At 40.4% G+C, this 19891-nt stretch carries 17 protein-coding genes and 1 other RNA gene; 3 read left to right on the forward strand and 15 right to left on the reverse strand.

Annotation, left to right across the window (positions count from 1 at the left end):
• Nucleotides 1–288 precede the first annotated feature (288 nt).
• The 6 genes from ssrA to secG form a co-directional block, all read right to left on the reverse strand.
• Nucleotides 289–631, reverse strand: a transfer-messenger RNA (tmRNA) gene (gene ssrA / locus ACDX78_RS02900).
• 140 nt (nt 632–771) lie between these two features.
• Nucleotides 772–1236, reverse strand: coding sequence for an SsrA-binding protein SmpB (gene smpB, locus ACDX78_RS02905; RefSeq protein ID WP_486025203.1), 465 nt, complete (start codon nt 1234–1236; stop codon nt 772–774).
• An 87-nt stretch (nt 1237–1323) separates the two neighbouring features.
• Nucleotides 1324–2133: a zinc transporter ZupT gene (gene zupT, locus ACDX78_RS02910; protein ID WP_486025205.1), complete on the reverse strand. Its 810-nt coding sequence runs from the start codon at nt 2131–2133 to the stop codon at nt 1324–1326.
• 737 nt (nt 2134–2870) lie between these two features.
• Nucleotides 2871–5042 (reverse strand): ribonuclease R, encoded by a 2172-nt coding sequence (gene rnr, locus ACDX78_RS02915; RefSeq protein WP_486025206.1) that lies wholly within the window; start codon nt 5040–5042, stop codon nt 2871–2873.
• Nucleotides 5043–5116: 74 nt separating this feature from the next.
• On the reverse strand, nt 5117–5863 hold the full coding sequence (locus tag ACDX78_RS02920; RefSeq protein ID WP_486025208.1) for an alpha/beta hydrolase: 747 nt from the start codon (nt 5861–5863) through the stop codon (nt 5117–5119).
• 308 nt (nt 5864–6171) lie between these two features.
• Complete coding sequence (gene secG / locus ACDX78_RS02925) at nt 6172–6402, reverse strand: preprotein translocase subunit SecG (RefSeq protein ID WP_486025210.1); 231 nt, start codon at nt 6400–6402, stop codon at nt 6172–6174.
• A gap of 178 nt (nt 6403–6580) precedes the next feature.
• On the opposite strand from secG, the gene ACDX78_RS02930 reads away from it, so the two are divergent.
• Together ACDX78_RS02930 and ptsP are read left to right on the forward strand one after the other, a co-directional pair.
• A complete protein-coding gene (locus ACDX78_RS02930) occupies nt 6581–7492 on the forward strand; it encodes a lysophospholipase (protein ID WP_486025212.1) in 912 nt (303 codons plus the stop codon).
• 52 nt (nt 7493–7544) lie between these two features.
• Nucleotides 7545–9257 carry a phosphoenolpyruvate--protein phosphotransferase gene (gene ptsP, locus ACDX78_RS02935; RefSeq protein WP_486025213.1) on the forward strand — a complete coding sequence of 571 codons (1713 nt, stop codon included), beginning with the start codon at nt 7545–7547 and terminating at the stop codon, nt 9255–9257.
• 662 nt (nt 9258–9919) lie between these two features.
• Here ptsP and ACDX78_RS02940 read toward each other — a convergent pair.
• The 9 genes from ACDX78_RS02940 to ACDX78_RS02980 form a co-directional block, all read right to left on the reverse strand.
• Complete coding sequence (locus ACDX78_RS02940; protein ID WP_486025214.1) at nt 9920–10831, reverse strand: nuclease-related domain-containing protein; 912 nt, start codon at nt 10829–10831, stop codon at nt 9920–9922.
• A 162-nt stretch (nt 10832–10993) separates the two neighbouring features.
• A complete protein-coding gene (locus tag ACDX78_RS02945; RefSeq protein ID WP_486025216.1) occupies nt 10994–11587 on the reverse strand; it encodes a nitroreductase family protein in 594 nt (197 codons plus the stop codon).
• Between the two features lie 136 nt (nt 11588–11723).
• Nucleotides 11724–13010: a phosphopyruvate hydratase gene (gene eno / locus ACDX78_RS02950; protein ID WP_486025218.1), complete on the reverse strand. Its 1287-nt coding sequence runs from the start codon at nt 13008–13010 to the stop codon at nt 11724–11726.
• A gap of 33 nt (nt 13011–13043) precedes the next feature.
• On the reverse strand, nt 13044–14582 hold the full coding sequence (gpmI, locus tag ACDX78_RS02955; protein ID WP_486025220.1) for a 2,3-bisphosphoglycerate-independent phosphoglycerate mutase: 1539 nt from the start codon (nt 14580–14582) through the stop codon (nt 13044–13046).
• Entirely contained in the window at nt 14579–15337 is a 759-nt protein-coding gene (gene tpiA / locus ACDX78_RS02960) for a triose-phosphate isomerase (protein ID WP_486025222.1), read from the reverse strand. The genes gpmI and tpiA overlap by 4 nt, the downstream gene beginning before the upstream one ends.
• A gap of 21 nt (nt 15338–15358) precedes the next feature.
• A complete protein-coding gene (locus ACDX78_RS02965; protein WP_486025224.1) occupies nt 15359–16543 on the reverse strand; it encodes a phosphoglycerate kinase in 1185 nt (394 codons plus the stop codon).
• A 149-nt stretch (nt 16544–16692) separates the two neighbouring features.
• Entirely contained in the window at nt 16693–17700 is a 1008-nt protein-coding gene (gene gap, locus ACDX78_RS02970) for a type I glyceraldehyde-3-phosphate dehydrogenase (RefSeq protein ID WP_486025226.1), read from the reverse strand.
• A 34-nt stretch (nt 17701–17734) separates the two neighbouring features.
• Nucleotides 17735–18763, reverse strand: coding sequence for a sugar-binding transcriptional regulator (locus ACDX78_RS02975; protein ID WP_486025228.1), 1029 nt, complete (start codon nt 18761–18763; stop codon nt 17735–17737).
• Nucleotides 18764–19100: 337 nt separating this feature from the next.
• Nucleotides 19101–19361: a glutaredoxin family protein gene (locus ACDX78_RS02980; RefSeq protein ID WP_486025230.1), complete on the reverse strand. Its 261-nt coding sequence runs from the start codon at nt 19359–19361 to the stop codon at nt 19101–19103.
• Between the two features lie 137 nt (nt 19362–19498).
• Here ACDX78_RS02980 and ACDX78_RS02985 point away from each other — a divergent pair, with 137 nt between their 5' ends.
• Entirely contained in the window at nt 19499–19891 is a 393-nt protein-coding gene (locus tag ACDX78_RS02985; protein ID WP_486025232.1) for a ribonuclease HI family protein, read from the forward strand.

Genomic DNA, 19891 nt, shown 5'->3' on the forward strand with positions numbered 1-19891 from the left:
GGACATGTTATTCCATGCTTTCGTCATGGCACTGACTATATCTTGAACCTGAATAATTCAGGTTCCTCGGCGTCTTATACGAAATATATATTTACCTCTCCGTGAGGCAGCATTTCGTATCCTAGTACTACCTGGAAGGCAGCCTATAAGTCGATACATGGCTGTTGGATTGCTCCACATACCACTCGGTATTGCCCTATTGCCAAGCTTACAAGCAAATAGCAACTTAGGTTTCACCGATAAAGCCGAATTATCACTTTTGTGTTGCCACAAAAGGCGACTATTTCCTAATCGAACCCACGTCCAGAGATATCGCCACTTAGGCTTCTACACGCTTAGTTGGTATATTATCATTCGCTGTCCTATCAGCCTGCCAACAGGCTTTAAGGCAGCTAGTCTGATTGGTTTCAACTACCATCCTCAGACGGTGGATGCTAGTATAGCCTGCTTGATTTGAGACCCATCAATCTGCATCACAGGCGAATGCAGGAAGGATCGCTTTAGTACTACTTACGCAGCAGCTAAAGCTGGTTGATTGTTAGTTTTGCCAGTTATATTTAGGCGAATAACGTTTTACGAGCCGTAACCTCGACGTGCGACCAAAGCTCAACCTATCCCTGTCGAATCCAGAACGTCCCCGTAAAAGAGAAACGCTTAAGGACTTGCCTAAGCTTCTATCAAGATCTTACATAAATAATTATAACAGAAATACATAAAATATCAAGCCCCTGACGTACAACCGTTCGTTAGCCATACCGGTCATATCCCGGCCTATCGCATTTGCTCTTTTATTGCTCGATCGGCATCCCGCTTCATTTGTTTCCGTTTCAGGTCTTCACGCTTATCGTATTTCTTCTTCCCTCTTCCAAGGCCAAGCAGCACTTTGGCAAATCCATTCTTAATATAAATTTTCAAAGGAATCAACGCATAACCCTGCTGCTGGATCAGTCCGGTCAATTTATCAATTTCTTTCCGGTGCAAGAGTATTTTTCTTGTTCGTGTCGGATCATGGTTAAATCGATTCCCCTGTTCATATTCGGCAATGTGCAGATTAATCAGTTTCACTTCACCGCGGTCAATTCTAGCATGGGAATCCTTAATACTCACTTTTCCGGCACGAATTGATTTAATCTCAGTACCTTGAAGTACAATACCGGCCTCATACGTATCTTCAATCGTATAATCATGAGAGACCTTCCTGTTTTGGGCAATCACTTTTCCCTGTCTTTTTGACATAAGACTTCCTCCTACTACTTGCATGACCATTATTTTACCAAATATCTGCCCGTAATCCAACAGGAATCGCTCGGCAAGTCAATAAATTCACATTAATAATAGTACGCTAAACGCCATCACTGCCATCCCGCTTATAACCCCATAAATAGAAAGATGCGCTTCATCATACTTTTTGGCAGCAGGCAGCAGTTCATCCAAGGAAATAAACACCATGATTCCAGCTACCATCGCAAAAATAACACCAAACATGAGGTTATTTAAAAATGGCATAAGTATTAAAAAGGCAACTACAGCTCCCAATGGTTCTGCGAGTCCGGATAATAACGATAGCCGAAAAGCCCGTTTCTTATCCCCTGTAGCATAATAGATCGGTACAGATACAGCAATCCCTTCCGGTACATTATGGATAGCGATCGCAATGGCAATTGCAAGTCCCAGTGCCGGGTCCTGCAAAGTAGATACAAATGTTGCGATCCCTTCAGGAAAGTTATGGATCGTAATAGCGAGTGCTGTAAACATACCCATTTTCAGCAATTCCGGATTATCAATAGCTGTACTTGGATTTTTCATATCTTCAATTTTTTTAAGTTCATGCGGATTGGAATGCTTTGGAATAAAACGATCAATTAACGCGATCAAAAGTATACCTGCAAAAAATGCAGCAACCGTCATCCAAACGCCGCCTCTATCCCCTAGCTCTGCAATGAGTGATTCCTGTGCCTTCGGGAAAATGTCAACAAAGGACACGTAAATCATTACCCCGGCAGAAAATCCTAAAGCAAAAGATAAAAATTTCGTATTCGTCGTTTTTGTAAAAAAAGCTAATAAACTTCCAATCCCTGTTGCAAGTCCTGCAAATAGGGTAAATAAGAACGCTAAAATAACATCTTCAGACAATCGTGAAGGCCTCCTTTGTGTGTAAAAAAAATTGGGCTATTGTCATGCAGATTCATTATATTCCAACTGACTCAAATGGTGATTTCCAAGTGGAGGCCTTAGCTTCTGCAAAGGATCGATATTTTTGTTTGAAACCTCATTTAATGTACAGTTCAGAAGTATAAAAGTTGCCTGCTCAAAAGGACAGTTAAGGGGTTTCCGCCGAAATATTCGGGGTGAAACCGAATTTCTTATTTTTTGTTTATATTTTGTAGTGTATACAACAAATTATTCACAGTCAACAATAAAGTTTACCCGATGCAATTTTATAATTATTTAATTTTATGTTTATGTATTAAAACCTGGAGGTTGTAAGAATAATTTCGTTAGATGAATTATTTTACATTAAAACCCAAGTAACAATCGGGCGAGGGTACATTAAATCCAGTTCGGAGTGATTATATGGAGTTTGAAAATTTAAGTTTATATTATTATATTGCACGCTACTAGCGGTGTCTTGGGTATATTCTCTAGTACTCAATGATATGTTTTAGGTGCAACCGGTGCACTGAAAACCCGTATCGAGAATCTCCATAAGACGGTTTTAGTTCAAGCGGTACATAGAGATACAACCGAATACCCTGAGGAGATGTTATTAGGTCAACCCGCGCACCGAGAATCGTTTCGGATAACTTGTTGTTAATACATTGTGTAAAAGTAACTTAAAGTAAAAAACCGCTGAAGCGCGAATCATTCGCTCAGCGATTTTTTACTTTTTTTGCTTTAATGGTCTTTTTCCTTTTTGGCTTCTCGGCCTGAACAAGTTCAAAGTCAACTGTTCTTTCATCCGTATTTACGTCCGCTACCTTCACAGTGACCTCATCACCAATCCGGTACACATTGGCTGTACGTTCTCCAACCATAGCATAGCTCTGTTCATCATAATGATAATAATCATCCGTCATGTAGCTGACATGGATGAGCCCTTCAATTGTATTTTCAAGCTCAACAAACATGCCGAAGTTTGTTACAGAACTGATTACACCGGAAAATTTCTCACCAATTTTATCTTGCATAAATTCTGCTTTCTTGAGATCATCTGTCTCTCTTTCTGCATCAACCGCAGCTCGTTCTCTTTCCGATGTGTGCCGGGCAACTTCCGGCAAGGCATCTTTCCAGCGTCTTTGTGTTTTATTATCCATTTGATTATTTATCAAATACGTACGGATCAATCGGTGCACCGTAAGATCCGGATATCTCCTGATTGGCGATGTGAAATGTGTATAAAATTCCGTTGCCAAGCCAAAATGGCCGATGCTTTGCGGATCATATTTTGCCTGTTTCATAGATCGCAGCATCAGCTTGGAAATAATCATTTCCTCCGATTTTCCTTTCGCTTCTTCCAATACTTTTTGCAAGGCCTGCGGGTGAATTTCGTTTCCCGTACCTTTCACAACATAACCGAAACTGCCTAGGAATTCGAAAAATGTCTGCAGTTTACCCTCATCCGGATCTTCGTGAATACGGTGGATAAATGGAACATCCAGCCAGTGAAAATGCTCAGCGACTGTTTCATTTGCAGCAAGCATAAACTCTTCAATCAGTCTTTCGCCTACAGAACGCTCTCGCAAAACAACATCCTCCACTTCGCCTGTTTCATTTACAACTACCTTAGCTTCCTTAAAATCGAAGTCAATTGCCCCGCGACCCATTCGTTTTCTGTTTAAAATCGCAGCCAGCTTTTCCATCCGTTCAAATAAAGGTACTAAATTTTTATATTTCTCCCTGGTTTCTTCATCTTTATCAAGCAGAATTTTATTCACATCAGTATACGTCATTCGCTCTTTGGAACGAATCACACTTTGAAATATTTCATGCCCGACTATTTCACCGGCAGAGTCGATTTCCATTTCACATCCTAATGTGAGACGATCCACCTGCGGATTCAGGGAACAAATTCCATTGGAGAGACGATGCGGGATCATAGGGATAACACGATCTACAAGATACACACTTGTCCCCCGCTCAAATGCTTCCGTATCAATTGCACTTCCTTCATCAACATAATAACTGACATCAGCAATGTAAACGCCAAGCTTATAATTTCCGTTTTCCAATTTTTTCACCGAGATAGCATCATCTAAATCTTTAGCATCTGCACCATCAATGGTCACGATGACTTCATCACGCAAGTCACGTCTGCCCTCAATTTCATCCTCAGAAATTATTTCCGGCGTCGCTGTTGCCTGTTCCAGTACTTCATCAGGGAAATCAACTGTTATTCCATGTTTATGAATAATGGATATAATATCAATTCCAGGGTCATTTTTATGTCCCAGTATTTGAATAATTTCCCCTTCTGCACTTTTTCTTCCTTCAGGATACTTTGTAATACGCGTAATTACTTTATGCCCATTCACTGCTCCATTTGTATTTCCTTTAGGTATAAAAATATCATTGGGAATCCGCTTATCATCAGCAATGACAAATCCGAATGATCTATTATCTTCAAAAGTACCCACTATATCTGTTGTGGCTCTTTCCAGTATCCGGATTACTTTACCTTCTGCACGAGCGCCATCCTGCTCATTTGATTCCGGACGCACCATCACCTTATCGTTATTCATGGCAGATGCCAGATCTGAATGATGGATATATACATCGGCTGTATCCTCATCATCCGGTATTAAAAATGCAAATCCTTTTGCATGCATTTGGATTTTACCACGGATCAAATTCATTTTTTCAGGTAAACCAAAACGGTTTTTCCGTGTGCGTACCAGTTGCCCATTATCTTCCAGTTCATTTAAAGCTTTAACTAGTTCCTTAAAATCCACAGCTTCCTTTATTTCTAGTATCTCTTCTAATTCATGAACAGCGAGTGGTTTTGTTCCACTTTCTTTAAAATATGCTTGTATTCTATCTTTCATATTTCGTTCACCTTCTTTCTTCCCTATTGTTTACCTTTTTAGTTAAATATAACCATTTTAAATATATTTACATATTATTCTTCCCATTCAAGCCCTTCCAGGAATTCGTAAATATCCTCATGCAATTGATCTTTTTCCTTGCTTAGCGTAATAACATGCCCAGCTCCCTCATACCATCTAATTGTTTTATGATCTGCTTCCACATGATCATAAATATAATTGGCACTATGTGTATTAATCATTTCATCCTGTTCCGCCTGTACAACCATTGTTGGGGTATAGATCGTGTCTATTTCACTTTTTACACTCCCTATAAAATCACCAAGCCTGGAAAAACTGGATTCGGAACTTTTCATTAGCTCCTCTACCTCATTTTCGATTACCTCTTTATCTTTTCCTTCCAACTGTTTATATTCCGTAGAATATAATTCAAAACCTTTTGTTAACTGCGTTTGATTATCGAAAAACATTGGCGAACACATCGGTATAACCGCTTTTATTTTTTGTGAATACGCGAGTTTCAATCCTAATACCCCGCCCAGCGAAAGGCCAGCCACAGCAATTTCCTTATAGCCAAGCTCTTCCAGGTGCTGGAATGCACCTTGCACATCTTCCCACCATTCTTCAGGGGTGGCTTTTATTAGTTCCTCCGGCGGCTGATCATGCCCACGGTAAATAGGCGCATGCGATGTGTAACCCTTTTTTTCAAGGTATCTTCCCAGCATTCTCACATCCGCCGAATTTCCCGTATACCCATGTAATAACAATACCGCACGCGGCCCTGCCTTAAACGTAAACGGTGCCGGTTTTTTTACTTTCATTTTCTTCACTGCTCCTTTTTCTTTCTCTACTTCCTATATTACCCTTATTTCTTTAGAAAAACTCATGGAATGCTTGATGAAATTTTAAACATATAGAAGAAAAGGGGAAGCGTCCGATTAGCAACTACGATTCGCCTGGTCATGCCAGGGAGTTGGAGAAAATCGGGGACTGCGGTAAATGCTCATATTGCTGGTGCTGGAACCAGACGAAGCTAAATAACATTGCTAATTTACCCGTAGATCAAAATATTAGTACGTTCAAAATAAAAAGACCCCTAACACTTTGTCGTGGTAAGGATCGGTTGCTATTATAAAAAATATGCACTTACGAAAGCCAATCCGAAAAAGAGTACTGCAGCAGCAATCGTGCCGCGATGCAGAATATACTCTACTCCTCTTGCTTTCTGCTTTCCAAACAATTGTTCCGCACCGCCTGAAATAGCACCGGATAACCCTGCACTTTTTCCTGGCTGCAACAGAATAAGTACGATCATTATAATTCCAACAATAACTAATAAAACATTAATAATACCTGTCATATCTTACTGGTACCCCCTCTATCCGACAACTCTATATACTTTACTTTAGCATATATATGTTTTCTATAGCAAGTTCTTTTTAGCAAATAGAGTCTTTTTTACTATATATGATAGTAGACGTATCGAACAAATACAATCATAATTAATATGAATCGATGCTAAGGGGAAGGATGCAAATATGGATAATTCATTTTGGATGATGATGGAAGACCATGTAGCAGTATATGTTAAAAAATGGTTTACAGCAAATATACAGCCAAAAGCGATTGTGCAAATAGCCCATGGGATGGTTGAACATATTGAACGGTATAATGACTTTGCCAATTATCTCTTGGAACAGAATATATTCGTTTATGGTAATGATCACCGCGGTCATGGAAACACCGGTGAAAAGCAAGGGTTACTCGGCTATTTTTCAGATGAGGATGGATTTGTGCGTACAGCCGAAGACCTGTATGTCATTACAAAGGAAATAAGATCGTCTTACCCCGGGGTCCCTGTTTTTTTATTTGGTCACAGCATGGGTTCTTTTTTGATCAGATATTATTTACAAAGATACAGTGAATCAGCGGATGGCGCTATATTATCTGGTACAGGCTATACTCCCGGCTGGAAACTTTTTGCTGCCCAGCAGCTGGCAAAATCACTCCCGTCAAAAGAAGAATCTAAACTGATGAATTCACTTGTGTTTGCAAGCTATAATAAAAAAATCAAAGGAAATAAGACCGAATTCGATTGGTTATCCGGTGATGAAAAAAACGTGGATACATATATGGCAGATCGGTATACCGGTTTTATACCCACTGCACGTTTTTTCTATGATTTAATGACAGGAATAAGAACAATCCAGTCCGAAAAATTAAACCTGGGAATTCGTGCGGATTTACCTTTGCTTATTATTAGTGGAGAACAGGATCCAGTCGGTGATTATGCCAAAGGAGTCTGGAAAACAGCAACGCTTTATTATGAAGCCGGGATAAATGACATAACGACTATGTTATTTGCCGATAAACGGCATGAACTATTAAATGAAATTGATCATACAGAAGTTTATACTGTTATTTATAATTGGATAAATAAACGTTTGTGACTCAATACTTCTGTCTGCTTCAGATAAACTGTTTGTAGAAAGGTTGGTAATCATGTTAAAAATCACAGGAATTGAAGCATCTTCCGGTATAGCTATCGCCAAAGCATATCGTCTGGAGGAACCGGACCTGTCTTTTGAAATAGCAGCGATCAATAACCCAAATGAAGAAATAGAAAGATTAAATAAAGCATTGGAACTTTCCAAACAGGAAATTGAAAAAATAAGAGATCATACAAAGAAAAGCATTGGGGAGGAGCAGGCCGAGATTTTTGCTGCCCATTTACTCGTTTTAAGTGATCCGGAACTAATCAATCCGATGAAGAAGAAAATTGAGTCGGATAACGTCATGGCGGAAATCGCATTAAAAGATGTCACTGATCTGTTTATCAACATGTTCAAAAATATGGAAAATGAGTATATGTCCGAGCGTGCTGCAGACATTCAAGATGTTGCGAAGCGCGTTTTGGCACATTTACTTGGTGTAACTTTCCCTGGTCCAGCCTTAATCGACGAAGAAGTAATTGTAATCGCAAATGATTTAACACCCTCCGTCACCGCACAATTAAACCGAGAATTTGTAAAAGGATTTGCTACAGATATCGGGGGACGCACCTCTCATTCTGCTATTATGGCCCGTTCATTGGAAATACCTGCAGTAGTTGGTACGAAAGATATCACCACTGCCATTGAACCTAGTGATGTCATTATTGTTGATGGTAACAAAGGCGAAGTAATTGTAAACCCATCTGAGGAAGAACTGGTCTTATACAGAGAAAAACAGGGTATTTTTGAAAAACAAAAAGAAAAATGGGCAAAATTAAAGGGTGAGCCTACTTTTACTAAGGATGGGGAACAGGTTGAGCTGGCCGCGAACATTGGTACGCCTGAAGATGTGGCCGGAGTATTAAAGAATGGCGGAGAAGGAATAGGACTCTATCGCACAGAATTTTTATACATGGGTAAAAATAAACTGCCGACAGAAGATGAGCAATTTGATGCTTATAAATCTGTTCTTGAACAAATGGACGGTAAACCAGTTGTCGTCCGCACCTTGGATATTGGCGGTGATAAAGAATTAAGCTACCTGGATCTACCTAAAGAGCTTAACCCATTTTTAGGCTTTCGCGCCATCCGATTTTGTCTGGAAAATGAACATGTTTTTCGCCCACAGCTGCGTGCCCTGTTACGGGCAAGTGTATATGGGAATTTAAAAATCATGTTTCCGATGATTGCAACTCTGGAAGAATTCCGTCAGGCAAAAGCAATTTTAATAGAAGAAAAAGATTCATTGCTGAAGGATGGTGTAGATGTTTCTGATGATATCGAAGTTGGCATTATGGTAGAAGTTCCATCTACAGCAGTCAGTGTCAAGCAATTTGCCAAAGAAGTAGATTTCTTCAGTATCGGCACGAATGATTTAATTCAATATACCATGGCAGCAGATCGGATGAATGAAAAGGTATCTTACTTGTACCAGCCATACCATCCGGCCATTTTGAATTTAATTCATCATGTGATTGAAGCAGCGCACGCAGAAGAAAAATGGGTTGGCATGTGCGGTGAAATGGCCGGTGATGCTATAGCCATTCCGATATTGCTCGGACTCGGAATGGATGAACTGAGCATGAGCCACTCCTCGATCTTGCCTGCACGCACTCAAATCCGTAATTTGTCTAAAAAGGAATTGGCAGCCCGGATAAAAGATGTTCTGGCAATGGGAACAGAGGACGAAGTGATCAATTTTGTTAGGGAGTTAACGGAATAATTGGGGCTTGTTACCTGAATATGAGGAGGGATGGAATTTTTTGGATATGTTACGTTAATAGTAGAACATAGGTCTTGGGTAAGAATGAATGTATTACATCTCGAAACAACGATCAATAATCTTTTTAACTTGGATGCTGGATCAAAGTCTCTGATTCTTGATTGAGCATAAATTGCATCAATCTTGTATCAGAGGGAGTGGTTCTAATACATGCTTGATATTAAATTGCACCAACCGGGTATCAGAGGGAGCGGCTCTGATACATGCTTAATATTTATTTGTACCAACCGTGTATCAGAGGGGGCTGCTCTGATACATGCTTGATATTTATTTGTACCAACCGTGTATCAGAGGGGGCTGCTCTGATACATGCACCAACCGGGTATTAGACGGGGCGGCTCTGATACATGCTTGATATTTATTTGAACCAACCGTGTATTAGAGGGAGCAGCTCTGATACATGCTTGATATTTATTTGTACCAACCGTGTATTAGAGGGGGCTGCTCTGATACATGCTTGATATTTATTTGCACCAACCGTGTATCAGAGGGGGCGGCTCTGGTACATGCTTGATATTTATTTGTACCAACCATGTATCAGAGGGGGTAGCTCTGGTACATGCTTGATCATAGAATGGCAAAAGTTAGTATCAGAGAGAATATTATTTGTAGTGGATCCAACGATTTTCACCTACTACCTCAAAATTCTGGGTTAGAACCTTAATAATTGTTCTTCTTGTTTTGAAGACCTGACACCAGTCCTGGATGATCTTCGCTGTAATCTTTTTCGCTGGGAAAAGCAACTGAAATTCTCTCACAGCCCGCATTATTGCAGACGAAGTCATCTCTTCATATGCACATTGTTCACATATACATTTTTCCCCTTTAATATATATAGAAAATGCTTTACATCCCTGACAGAATATACCTTTATGCAACGCTTCATAACAATAAGAGGGGATGTTCTTATAATTCGGATTAGTAATATGAAGCGACATTAACTTTTCTGCCAATAAATGGTGATGCTTTCTTAATTTTGAAGATAGATAATTTAACTTATTAAAATATCTTTTGATTTGGTTTGGATAAATAACTGGCTTCTGAGGAGGGGCTTGATACAGCGTGAATTCATCGTTGATAAAAACTACAGCAGCTTCAATGGGGATCTTGAATCCATTCTTAAACAGCAATTGATTTAATAGGGTTTCCCCTTTTTCCATTTGGTGTAACGGATTCACAATCTTATGCTGCGGCTTTTTAATGAACTCATCTTTTTCCGGGCCGTATAAATAGTCTCCCTCATAATTCTTTACTTCATAAAAATAAATTCTGTCTGCTGTGATAATTAACGAATCAATTTGAAATGTGGTGTTGTTCACTTCCAGCAATAAATCATTTAATATGAGGCAATCGCATTGAAGTTTTACTGTCCATAAATCAAATTTCTTTTCTCCTTCATACCCTTTTACCAAGTTTGCATAATGCTGTTTGTGCTTTGCGGAAAGCTTCATTCGAGAGTTAAGATATTGCAGAGTGAGTAATTCAGTAGATTTTTTGCGGGGTTTAAATAGCATGCTTCAATTCCTTTCTATTTTTAATAGTACTAGTAGTATACTAAAAAATTAAAATAATTGCATTCTTTAACACGTACAAATGTGAGAGATTGAGCAAGATGTATGCAGAATAATTCATGCTTCGAGTCAATCAAATAATAAAGCCCTATAATCCAAACCATACTACTCCCGAATAAACTCCAATTTCTCCTCAATAGGCTTTCTCCCTTTATCCCTCGGCACCCGATCCGGATAACCGATTTGCATAACCGCAGCGATTTTGAACCGCTCACTATCCAAACCAATCTCCTCCGCAAAATATGGATCATGCATATAAGGCGTAATCGTCCATAGCATGCCTACGCCGTATTCCCATGCTGCCAGCTGTGCATTCTGGATAAAAGCTGCTACGGAAGAATATTCCTCTTCATAGCGCAACTGCTCCTCTTCTCTTTCAAAATAAATCAACGCATGATGCGGAATAGCTAGTAAAAAGCTTTTCATAGATTTGATCATTTTTAATGTTTTAGGATCATTATTATCCTTGATCATACCAACCCGCTGATAGCTCTTCATAATGGAATCAACGAACACATTCTTGCCATTACCCTCGTATATTTTTACATTCCATGATTCCTTCATATAATGGGATGGCGCATAGGATCCGTATGTAAAAATTTCTTTTAATATAGCTTCATTCACTAACTCTTCTTTAAATGTATGAATCGATCGGCGTTCTTTAATTACTTTTAAAATATCGATTTCCCACACCTCCATTCGATTATGATAAATCTTTCACGCGATTACTGCAAGTAGCTTAGTTCTAAGAAGTACGCTTCCAACATTTCCTGAGACTATTATTATCCATCAAAAAAGAGACAGATCCCTCTGCCTCTTTCCTTTTATCATAATGTTACTTCTTCAAATTATAAAATGCATTCAATCCGGCATATTCGCCCATACCGGCCAATTCATCCTCAATGCGAAGCAACTGATTATACTTAGCAACACGATCCGTACGGGACGGAGCACCTGTTTTAATCTGACCCGCATTTGCTGCAACGGCAATATCAGCGATAGTAGCATCTTCTGTTTCCCCGGAACGGTGAGAGACTACTGCTGTGTAACCGGCGCGTTTGGCCATTTCGATAGCTTCAAATGTTTCCGTCAAGGTTCCGATTTGGTTTACTTTGACTAAAATGGAATTTCCGACACCCTGCTCAATCCCTTGTGCAAGTTTTGCAGTGTTTGTTACAAAAAGATCGTCCCCTACTAATTGAACTTTATCGCCAACACGGTCTGTTAATAATTTATGGCCTTCCCAATCATTTTCATCTAAGCCATCTTCAATGGATATAATTGGATACTTTTCCACCATTTCTGCATACCAATCAACCATTTCCCGGGAATCACGGACAACGCCTTCCCCTTTCAGATTATAATTGCCATTCTCATAAATTTCCGAAGCAGCAACATCCATCGCCAGCTGTATTTCCTCACCCGGTTTATATCCGGCAGCTTCGATCGCTTCCACAATAGTCTGTAACGCCTCTTCATTGGATGCCAGATTTGGAGCGAATCCGCCTTCATCTCCAACTGCTGTGTTATAACCCTTGTCCTTTAGTACTTTTTTCAGGGCATGGAAAATCTCCGTTCCCGCTCGCAATGCCGCCTGGAACGTAGGGGCAGCGACAGGCATGATCATAAATTCTTGAATATCCACATTATTATCCGCATGTTCTCCCCCATTTAAAATATTCATCATCGGCGTCGGCAAGGTTTTTGCATTGAATCCGCCAAGATAGTTGTATAAAGGAATTTCCAGGTAACTCGCAGCAGCATGGGCGGCAGCCATGGATACACCCAATATCGCATTTGCTCCCAATTTTCCTTTGTTATCTGTTCCATCCAGTTCCAACATGACCCGATCAATGATATTTTGCCTAGTCACATCAATACCGACAAGTTCCGGAGCAATCACGTCGTTTACGTTTTCTACTGCTTTTAAAACGCCCTTTCCTAAATAACGCTCAGCATCACCATCACGCAATTCTACTGCTTCATGTTCACCAGTAGATGCCCCGCTTGGCACCAGTGTCGCTCCAAATGCACCTGATTCCGTAAAAATTTCCACCTCTACCGTGGGATTACCACGGGAATCCAACACTTCACGAGCATAAACATCTGTAATATATGGCATAAAATCTCTCCTTTATCTCATGTTTTTAATTCATTATTCTTTTATCAGCGAAGTGCCTGTCATTTCTTCCGGTTTTTCCAAGTTTAATAAGTCAAGCAATGTTGGTGAAAGATCTGCTAAGATGCCTTCTTCACGCAGTTCAATTCCTTTTTTCGTTACAATAACCGGCACCTGATTTGTCGTGTGTGCTGTCATCGGTTTTCCTTCTAATGTAACCACTTCATCCGCGTTGCCATGGTCAGCAGTAATGATCGCATGTCCGCCTAACTCCGTAATCATATCAACCACTTTACCCAAACATTCATCAACAGCTTCCACCGCTTCAATGGTCGGTTTTAATTTACCTGAATGGCCTACCATGTCCGGGTTGGCAAAGTTTAAAATCACCGCGTTATGATCTCCTGTATCCAATTCTTTTAAAAGTGCGTCAGTAAGCTCATAAGCACTCATTTCCGGCTGCAGATCATAGGTTGGAACTTTAGGAGAATCGATGAGCACTCGCTTTTCCCCGGGAAATTCATCCTCACGTCCTCCGCTCATAAAAAAGGTGACATGCGGGTATTTTTCCGTTTCGGCAATCCGCAGTTGTTTTATCCCGTACTGGGAAAGCACTTCTCCAATGGTATTGTCCAGGTTCACCGGCTTATATGCAACATATCCGTCAACGGTTTCACTGAAATCCGTCAGCATTACAAAATCAAGATCTTTCGGCACATTGTCCCCACGGTCAAAATCACGGAAATCTGCATTTGTGAAAGTACGGGAAATTTGTATGGCTCGATCCGGGCGGAAATTATAAAAAATAATCGAATCATTATCCTTTATATTTCCAACAGGTCCACCGTCTTCATTAACAATCACAGAAGGAATGACAAATTCATCATATATTTCATTTTTATAGGAATCCTCTATCACTTCTCCTGCACTACGATAGGTTGGTCCTTTTCCATTTACCATTGCATCATATGCTTTTTTCACACGATCCCATCGTTTGTCCCGATCCATAGAATAATACCTACCAGAAACAGTGGCAATTTTTCCGACACCAAGCTCTATCATTTTATCTTCCGTTTGTTTAATGTATTCAGCAGCCGTTTGCGGCCCAACATCCCGGCCATCCAAAAAGGCATGGACAAATACATTATCCAGTTCTTTATCCTTAGCGAGTTTCAGCAATGCAAACAAATGATTAATATGACTATGGACGCCACCGTCAGACAATAGACCGAATAAGTGCAAGGCTTTATTGTTTGTTTTTGCATGATGCAGTGACTTCAAAAATGCTTCTACCTCAAAAAAATCGCCTTCTTTAATCGACAGGTTTACCCTTGTTAAACTTTGATATACGATCCGACCAGCACCAATGTTTAAATGGCCAACTTCCGAATTTCCCATTTGTCCATCCGGCAGTCCTACCGCTTCCCCGCTAGCCTTCAACGTTTGATGCGGATAGCGATTCCAAAAACGGTCAAAATTGGGAGTGTTCGCCTGTTTAACGGCATTACCCTCTATTTCGTCACGCTCTGCGAATCCGTCCAGGATAATTAACGCGGCTAAAGGATTTTTACTCATTGCTTACCTGCCTCCACAAGCTGTAAAAAAGATTCTGCTTCCAGGCTGGCACCGCCAACCAGCGCTCCATCAATGTCAGACTGTGCCAGCAATTCTTTTATATTGGCAGGCTTTACGCTTCCGCCGTACTGAATAACGACCTCCTCAGCAGCTGCTTCGGAAAATTGATCTTTTATTACCTGGCGGATATGGCTACATACCTCATTGGCATCTTCACTGGACGCTGTTTTCCCTGTCCCGATCGCCCAAATTGGCTCATAGGCAATAATGGTTTTTTTCACCTGGTCTTCTTTTACATCTTTCAGTGCTTTTTTTACCTGCTTTTCTATATGATTCATTGTTTCATTCGCTTCTCTTTGCTCCAGCGTTTCGCCTACACACACAATTGGAGTTAAGTCATGGGAAAATGCCGCATGTACTTTGCTGTGAACCGATTCATCCGTTTCCGCAAAATGTTCCCTGCGCTCGGAGTGTCCGAGAATTACATGGGTTACACCGATATCTTTTAGCATAACTGGGCTGACTTCGCCGGTGAAGGCTCCGCTTTCCGCTTCATGCATCGTCTGTGCAGCAATTTTCACGTTTGTACCCTTTGCTTTTTCCACTAGGGAGCTCAAATATGGAAAAGGGGAACAAACAATGGATTCTACCTGTTCGTCTTCTGGAATTTTTCCGATGACCTCATCCAAAAATGCATTCGCTTCCTGCCATGTTTTATTCATTTTCCAATTTCCTGCAATAACAATTTTTCGCATTTGCTCACCTCTTTAATAATATTATTCCCGATCATTTAATGCCTGTACCCCTGGCAGAACTTTACCTTCCATAAACTCAAGGGAAGCACCGCCTCCTGTGGAGACATGATCCATGGCCGCCGCATGTCCAAATTTCTCAACTGCTGCAGCGGAATCTCCGCCACCAATTACCGTATAGCCATCTGTACCCGCAAGTGCTTCGGCAACGGCCTGGGTACCGCCTGCAAAAGCATTCATTTCAAACACACCCATGGGGCCATTCCAAATAATCAATTTCGATTTTTCGACAATGTCTCTGTAAGTCTCACGGGTTTTTGGTCCGATATCCAGTCCTTCCCAATCGGCAGGAATCTCATCGGCATTCACCATTTTCGTGTTAGCTGTTTCGGAAAATGCATCTGCCACCACCGTATCTTCCGGTGTGACAAACTGTACTCCTTTTTCTTCTGCTTTTTCCATGAATTTCTTTGCCAAGTCTATTTTATCCTCTTCCAATAAAGACTTTCCAACCTCGTATCCTTTGGCCTTCATAAAGGTATAAGCAAGGCCGCCGCCAACAATCAAATAATCCACCTTTTCCAGCAGATTATCAATCACATCAATTTTATCCTTTACTTTTGCTCCACCAATAATGGCTGTAAAAGGTCTTTCTGGATTTTCGAGCGCCTTTCCCAGCACATTGATTTCCTTTTCCATCAAATAACCGGCAACTGCCGGCAGTTTTTCCGCAACCCCTGCAGTGGAAGCATGGGCACGGTGTGCTGTTCCAAATGCATCATTCACATAAAAGTCTGCCATATCTGCAAATGCCTGTGCTAACGCAGCATCATTCTTCTCTTCACCCGCTTCAAAACGAACATTTTCCAAAAGCAAAACATCTCCATCTTGCATACTGGAAAGCGCTTCATTTACTTCGCTTCCATAAACAGCATCGGTTTTCACGACTTCTCTTTGCAATAAATTGCTCAGTCTTTCTGCGACAGGATCCATTCGTAATTCTTCAACTACTTCGCCTTTAGGCCTGCCAAGATGACTAGCTAAAATAACAATGGCACCCTGTTCGGATAAATAATTAATCGTTGGCAGCGCCGCTTTGATCCGTGTATCATCGGTAATTACAATATCTTTTAGCGGAACATTAAAATCCACTCGGCAAAAAACCTTCTTCCCTTTCACATCAAGATCATCCACCGTCTTTTTGTTCATGTGTTCACCCTCCAACGCATGTAAAGTTATGTAATAGTATAGATTTTTACCTACTAACTCAACTAGTTCCATTATATAGCAAACGGAGGAGAAATGCCTCTTCCTCCGTTATTATTTTAAAAATATCTGACTACCAGTACCACTGCCTTTTATAATCCTTGCTTTTTAATAAACACTGCCAGATCCAGACACCTTGCTGAATAGCCCATTTCATTGTCATACCAAGCAACAATCTTTGCCATGTTATCTTCCATTACCATCGTAGATAGACCGTCGACAATAGAAGAATGCGGGTTGCCTACAATGTCCGTTGATACAAGCGGCTCTTCACTATATTCGAGAATGCCTTTCAAGTCACCTTCAGCCGCTTCTTTAAACGCCTGATTAATTTCTTCTTCTGTTGCGTTTTTCTCAAGCTCTACTACGAGATCAGTAAGTGAGCCGTCTGGAGTAGGAACACGTACCGCACCACCATTTAATTTTCCTTCCAATTCGGGAAGTACTTTTCCTACTGCTTTTGCTGCTCCTGTTGTCGTAGGTATAATATTTTGCGCTGCTGCCCGTGCACGGCGGTAATCTTTATGCGGCAGATCCAAGATTTGCTGATCATTTGTATAGGAATGGATGGTTGTCATTAATCCGCGTTTAATACCAAAATTGTCATTTACTACTTTTGCAAATGTGGCTAAACAATTCGTTGTACAGGAAGCGTTAGAAACTATATGATGCGTGCTTGCATCATACTTATCATCGTTAACGCCCAGCACCATGGTCAAGTCTTCATTTTTTGCCGGGGCAGAAATAATCACTTTTTTCGCTCCTGCATCGATATGTTTTTGTGAGCTTTCCCGATCCACAAAACGCCCGGTAGATTCAATAACCACTTCCACACCAAGCTCTCCCCAGTTCAGATCTGCTGGATCACGCTCGGACAATACTTTAACTTCCTTCCCTCCAACAACAATAGCACCATCTTTCGCTTCAACATCTTGATCCAGAATTCCGTGGACAGAATCATATTTTAACAAATGTGCCAGCATATCAGCATCTGTCAAGTCATTAACAGCGACAATTTCCACTTCATTATTCCCGATTGCCTGACGTAAAACATTACGTCCAATTCTTCCAAATCCATTAATACCTACTTTTACTGTCATTTATAATCCTCCTATTTTACATGTGTTTCATCATTTAAAGGGGTAACTCTTTAATTATTGCTTCTGCTGCTGCTTCATCTGTAATCAGCAAGTTACTTTTTCCATGCTTTAAATAAGATGAAATAGACTTAGCCTTTGAAGTTCCTCCTGCGATGGAAATTACATATTCTACGTTACTGAGATCCTCAAGCTGCATTCCAACGGTTCGTACTTTGTGCACAATATGACCATGATCATCAAAATAATAACCAAATGCTTCGCTGACTGCACCTTGTCTTTTAAGTCTATTTATAATAGTTTCCGGCGTTTTCCTCCGCTCGGCCATTTTGATTGCATCACCAATTCCGTGAAGGGCAATACTTGCATTTTTAATGATTGACAAGGTTTCATTGATGGAAGTTTCATTAATAATGGATTGATAAGCGGATTCACTTAGCGGGTCTGGAACATAAAGCAAACGGTAATTCCCATTCGCTCTTCTCGCCATTTCCACCGCAATCGTGTTTGCCTGGTTTTCTGCATTTTCACCGATACCGCCGCGAGCGGGGACAAACTTCAGCCCTGTCTGACCTTCTAAAGGCTTCATCACCTCTGCAGCAGCAGCCATTGTTGACCCACCGGTTACTGCAATCGTCTCTATATTGCTTTTTATTTTATTTAGATAGGAAACACAGGCCTTCCCCATCTCCCCTTTAACCCATTCATACTCGTCACTATTGCCAGCAACAACAATAACTTGTTCTACATTTAATCTTTCCTGAATTTGTTTTTCTAAAACACTTAAACCCATAATCTCGCCAAAAAAACCGGTAAGCTGTTCCAGAAGTGCTGAGCCATCTTTAGTCGTGAACATTCCTTTTGATGTTACATCGATTAAACCCTGCTTTTGTAAAAATTCAACTTCTGCACGTACATGACGTTCTGTTATATTCGTATTTTCAGCCAATGCCCTTCGTCCAATTGGCTGAAATAGATCCACTGTATGCAGTACAGCATACCTTTCTTCCATGACATCCAACAGATCAGGGATCAATTTTTTCTGCATATTAATCAGGTTTTGCATATATCGACTCCTTTTGATGGTCACTTAGTGTCCCGCGCGGTCATATCGCGTCCCTGTCAAAGCAAAAAAATATTCACTTCTAATCTTAATTATAAAGCAACATATAACAGGAAACAAATTATTTGCTGTGAAAAACCTCGGCTAGTATCTTCTCCTTCCTAAATTTCAGTACCCGGAGATCAGAAGACCTATACAAGTAAAAATGACCCACCTGGGTTCGCGTTTAGTAAGAGGCGTAGTGGGCTGGTTATATTATGTATATTATAATTTGTACCAGACTAATTTGAAGTTGCCAACACTTTTAAACGGATGCAGTATAGCAAAAAGGAATGCATTGTCAGTCATTCGTTTTTTCAATATTATCCTTCAATATCTGTTCTAATGATTTTATATTTATTTCTTCACAGTCCAATGTACTATCATTAATTTGTACATAAGGTATGAGCAGCTGATATTTCTCCAGCCATTCATCATTCGTATATATATCCCGTTCCTCCAATTCAAACGGGTACTCCCGCTGAAACATGAGCAGCAGTGCTTTTGCATCATCGCATAAGGAACAAAGCGCTTTTGTATAAAAAATCAACTTTTGCATCATTTACCACATCCACTCTGTTAAATCTTCTATATCTATTTTGCCACAAGCTTGCTATACTGTCACTCCCTTCCTACATGTCAAATTTTCGTCCATACTTTATAATGAATCATAAGATGGGTACAAGGAGTGTTATAAAATTGATTGAAGTGTATACAGATGCAGCCTCACGAGGAAACCCGGGGTTGAGCGGTGCCGGTATTTACATGAAATGTGGAAGCTGCAGGTATGAGTATTCTTTCCCTTTAGGGGTACTGTCGAACCATGAAGCTGAATTCCATGCAATGATTAAAGCGCTTGAGCTATGTAAAAAATACTTTCCCGATCATATTATATCTGTTCGATCAGACTCCAAGGTTGCAATAGATGTGATCGAAAAAGACTTTACTAAAAATAAAAACTTCCTTCCGCTGCTTGAAAACATTAGGGGATATACAGATCAGTTCCCGCACGTTTTCTTTAAATGGATACCGGAGAAACAAAACAAATACGCCGATATACTGGCGAAAAAAGCAATTCAACTGAATGAATAA

The sequence above is a fragment of the Virgibacillus oceani genome, from assembly GCF_041521345.1.
Taxonomy (GTDB): Bacteria; Bacillota; Bacilli; order Bacillales; family Amphibacillaceae; genus Virgibacillus_N; species Virgibacillus_N oceani_A.

What these genes read in the sequence shown, in the direction of transcription:
- ACDX78_RS02980 (WP_486025230.1), bottom strand. Translation starts at nt 19,361, where the DNA reads ATGATGCAAAAGTTGATTTTTTATACAAAAGCGCTTTGTTCCTTATGC.
- gpmI (WP_486025220.1), bottom strand. Translation starts at nt 14,582, where the DNA reads ATGAGTAAAAATCCTTTAGCCGCGTTAATTATCCTGGACGGATTCGCA.
- ACDX78_RS02940 (WP_486025214.1), bottom strand. Translation starts at nt 10,831, where the DNA reads ATGCTATTTAAACCCCGCAAAAAATCTACTGAATTACTCACTCTGCAA.
- eno (WP_486025218.1), bottom strand. Translation starts at nt 13,010, where the DNA reads ATGCCATATATTACAGATGTTTATGCTCGTGAAGTGTTGGATTCCCGT.
- ACDX78_RS02945 (WP_486025216.1), bottom strand. Translation starts at nt 11,587, where the DNA reads ATGGAGGTGTGGGAAATCGATATTTTAAAAGTAATTAAAGAACGCCGA.
- ACDX78_RS02975 (WP_486025228.1), bottom strand. Translation starts at nt 18,763, where the DNA reads ATGCAAAACCTGATTAATATGCAGAAAAAATTGATCCCTGATCTGTTG.
- tpiA (WP_486025222.1), bottom strand. Translation starts at nt 15,337, where the DNA reads ATGCGAAAAATTGTTATTGCAGGAAATTGGAAAATGAATAAAACATGG.
- gap (WP_486025226.1), bottom strand. Translation starts at nt 17,700, where the DNA reads ATGACAGTAAAAGTAGGTATTAATGGATTTGGAAGAATTGGACGTAAT.
- ptsP (WP_486025213.1), top strand. Translation starts at nt 7,545, where the DNA reads ATGTTAAAAATCACAGGAATTGAAGCATCTTCCGGTATAGCTATCGCC.
- secG (WP_486025210.1), bottom strand. Translation starts at nt 6,402, where the DNA reads ATGACAGGTATTATTAATGTTTTATTAGTTATTGTTGGAATTATAATG.
- smpB (WP_486025203.1), bottom strand. Translation starts at nt 1,236, where the DNA reads ATGTCAAAAAGACAGGGAAAAGTGATTGCCCAAAACAGGAAGGTCTCT.
- ACDX78_RS02965 (WP_486025224.1), bottom strand. Translation starts at nt 16,543, where the DNA reads ATGAACAAAAAGACGGTGGATGATCTTGATGTGAAAGGGAAGAAGGTT.
- ACDX78_RS02920 (WP_486025208.1), bottom strand. Translation starts at nt 5,863, where the DNA reads ATGAAAGTAAAAAAACCGGCACCGTTTACGTTTAAGGCAGGGCCGCGT.
- ACDX78_RS02930 (WP_486025212.1), top strand. Translation starts at nt 6,581, where the DNA reads ATGGATAATTCATTTTGGATGATGATGGAAGACCATGTAGCAGTATAT.
- rnr (WP_486025206.1), bottom strand. Translation starts at nt 5,042, where the DNA reads ATGAAAGATAGAATACAAGCATATTTTAAAGAAAGTGGAACAAAACCA.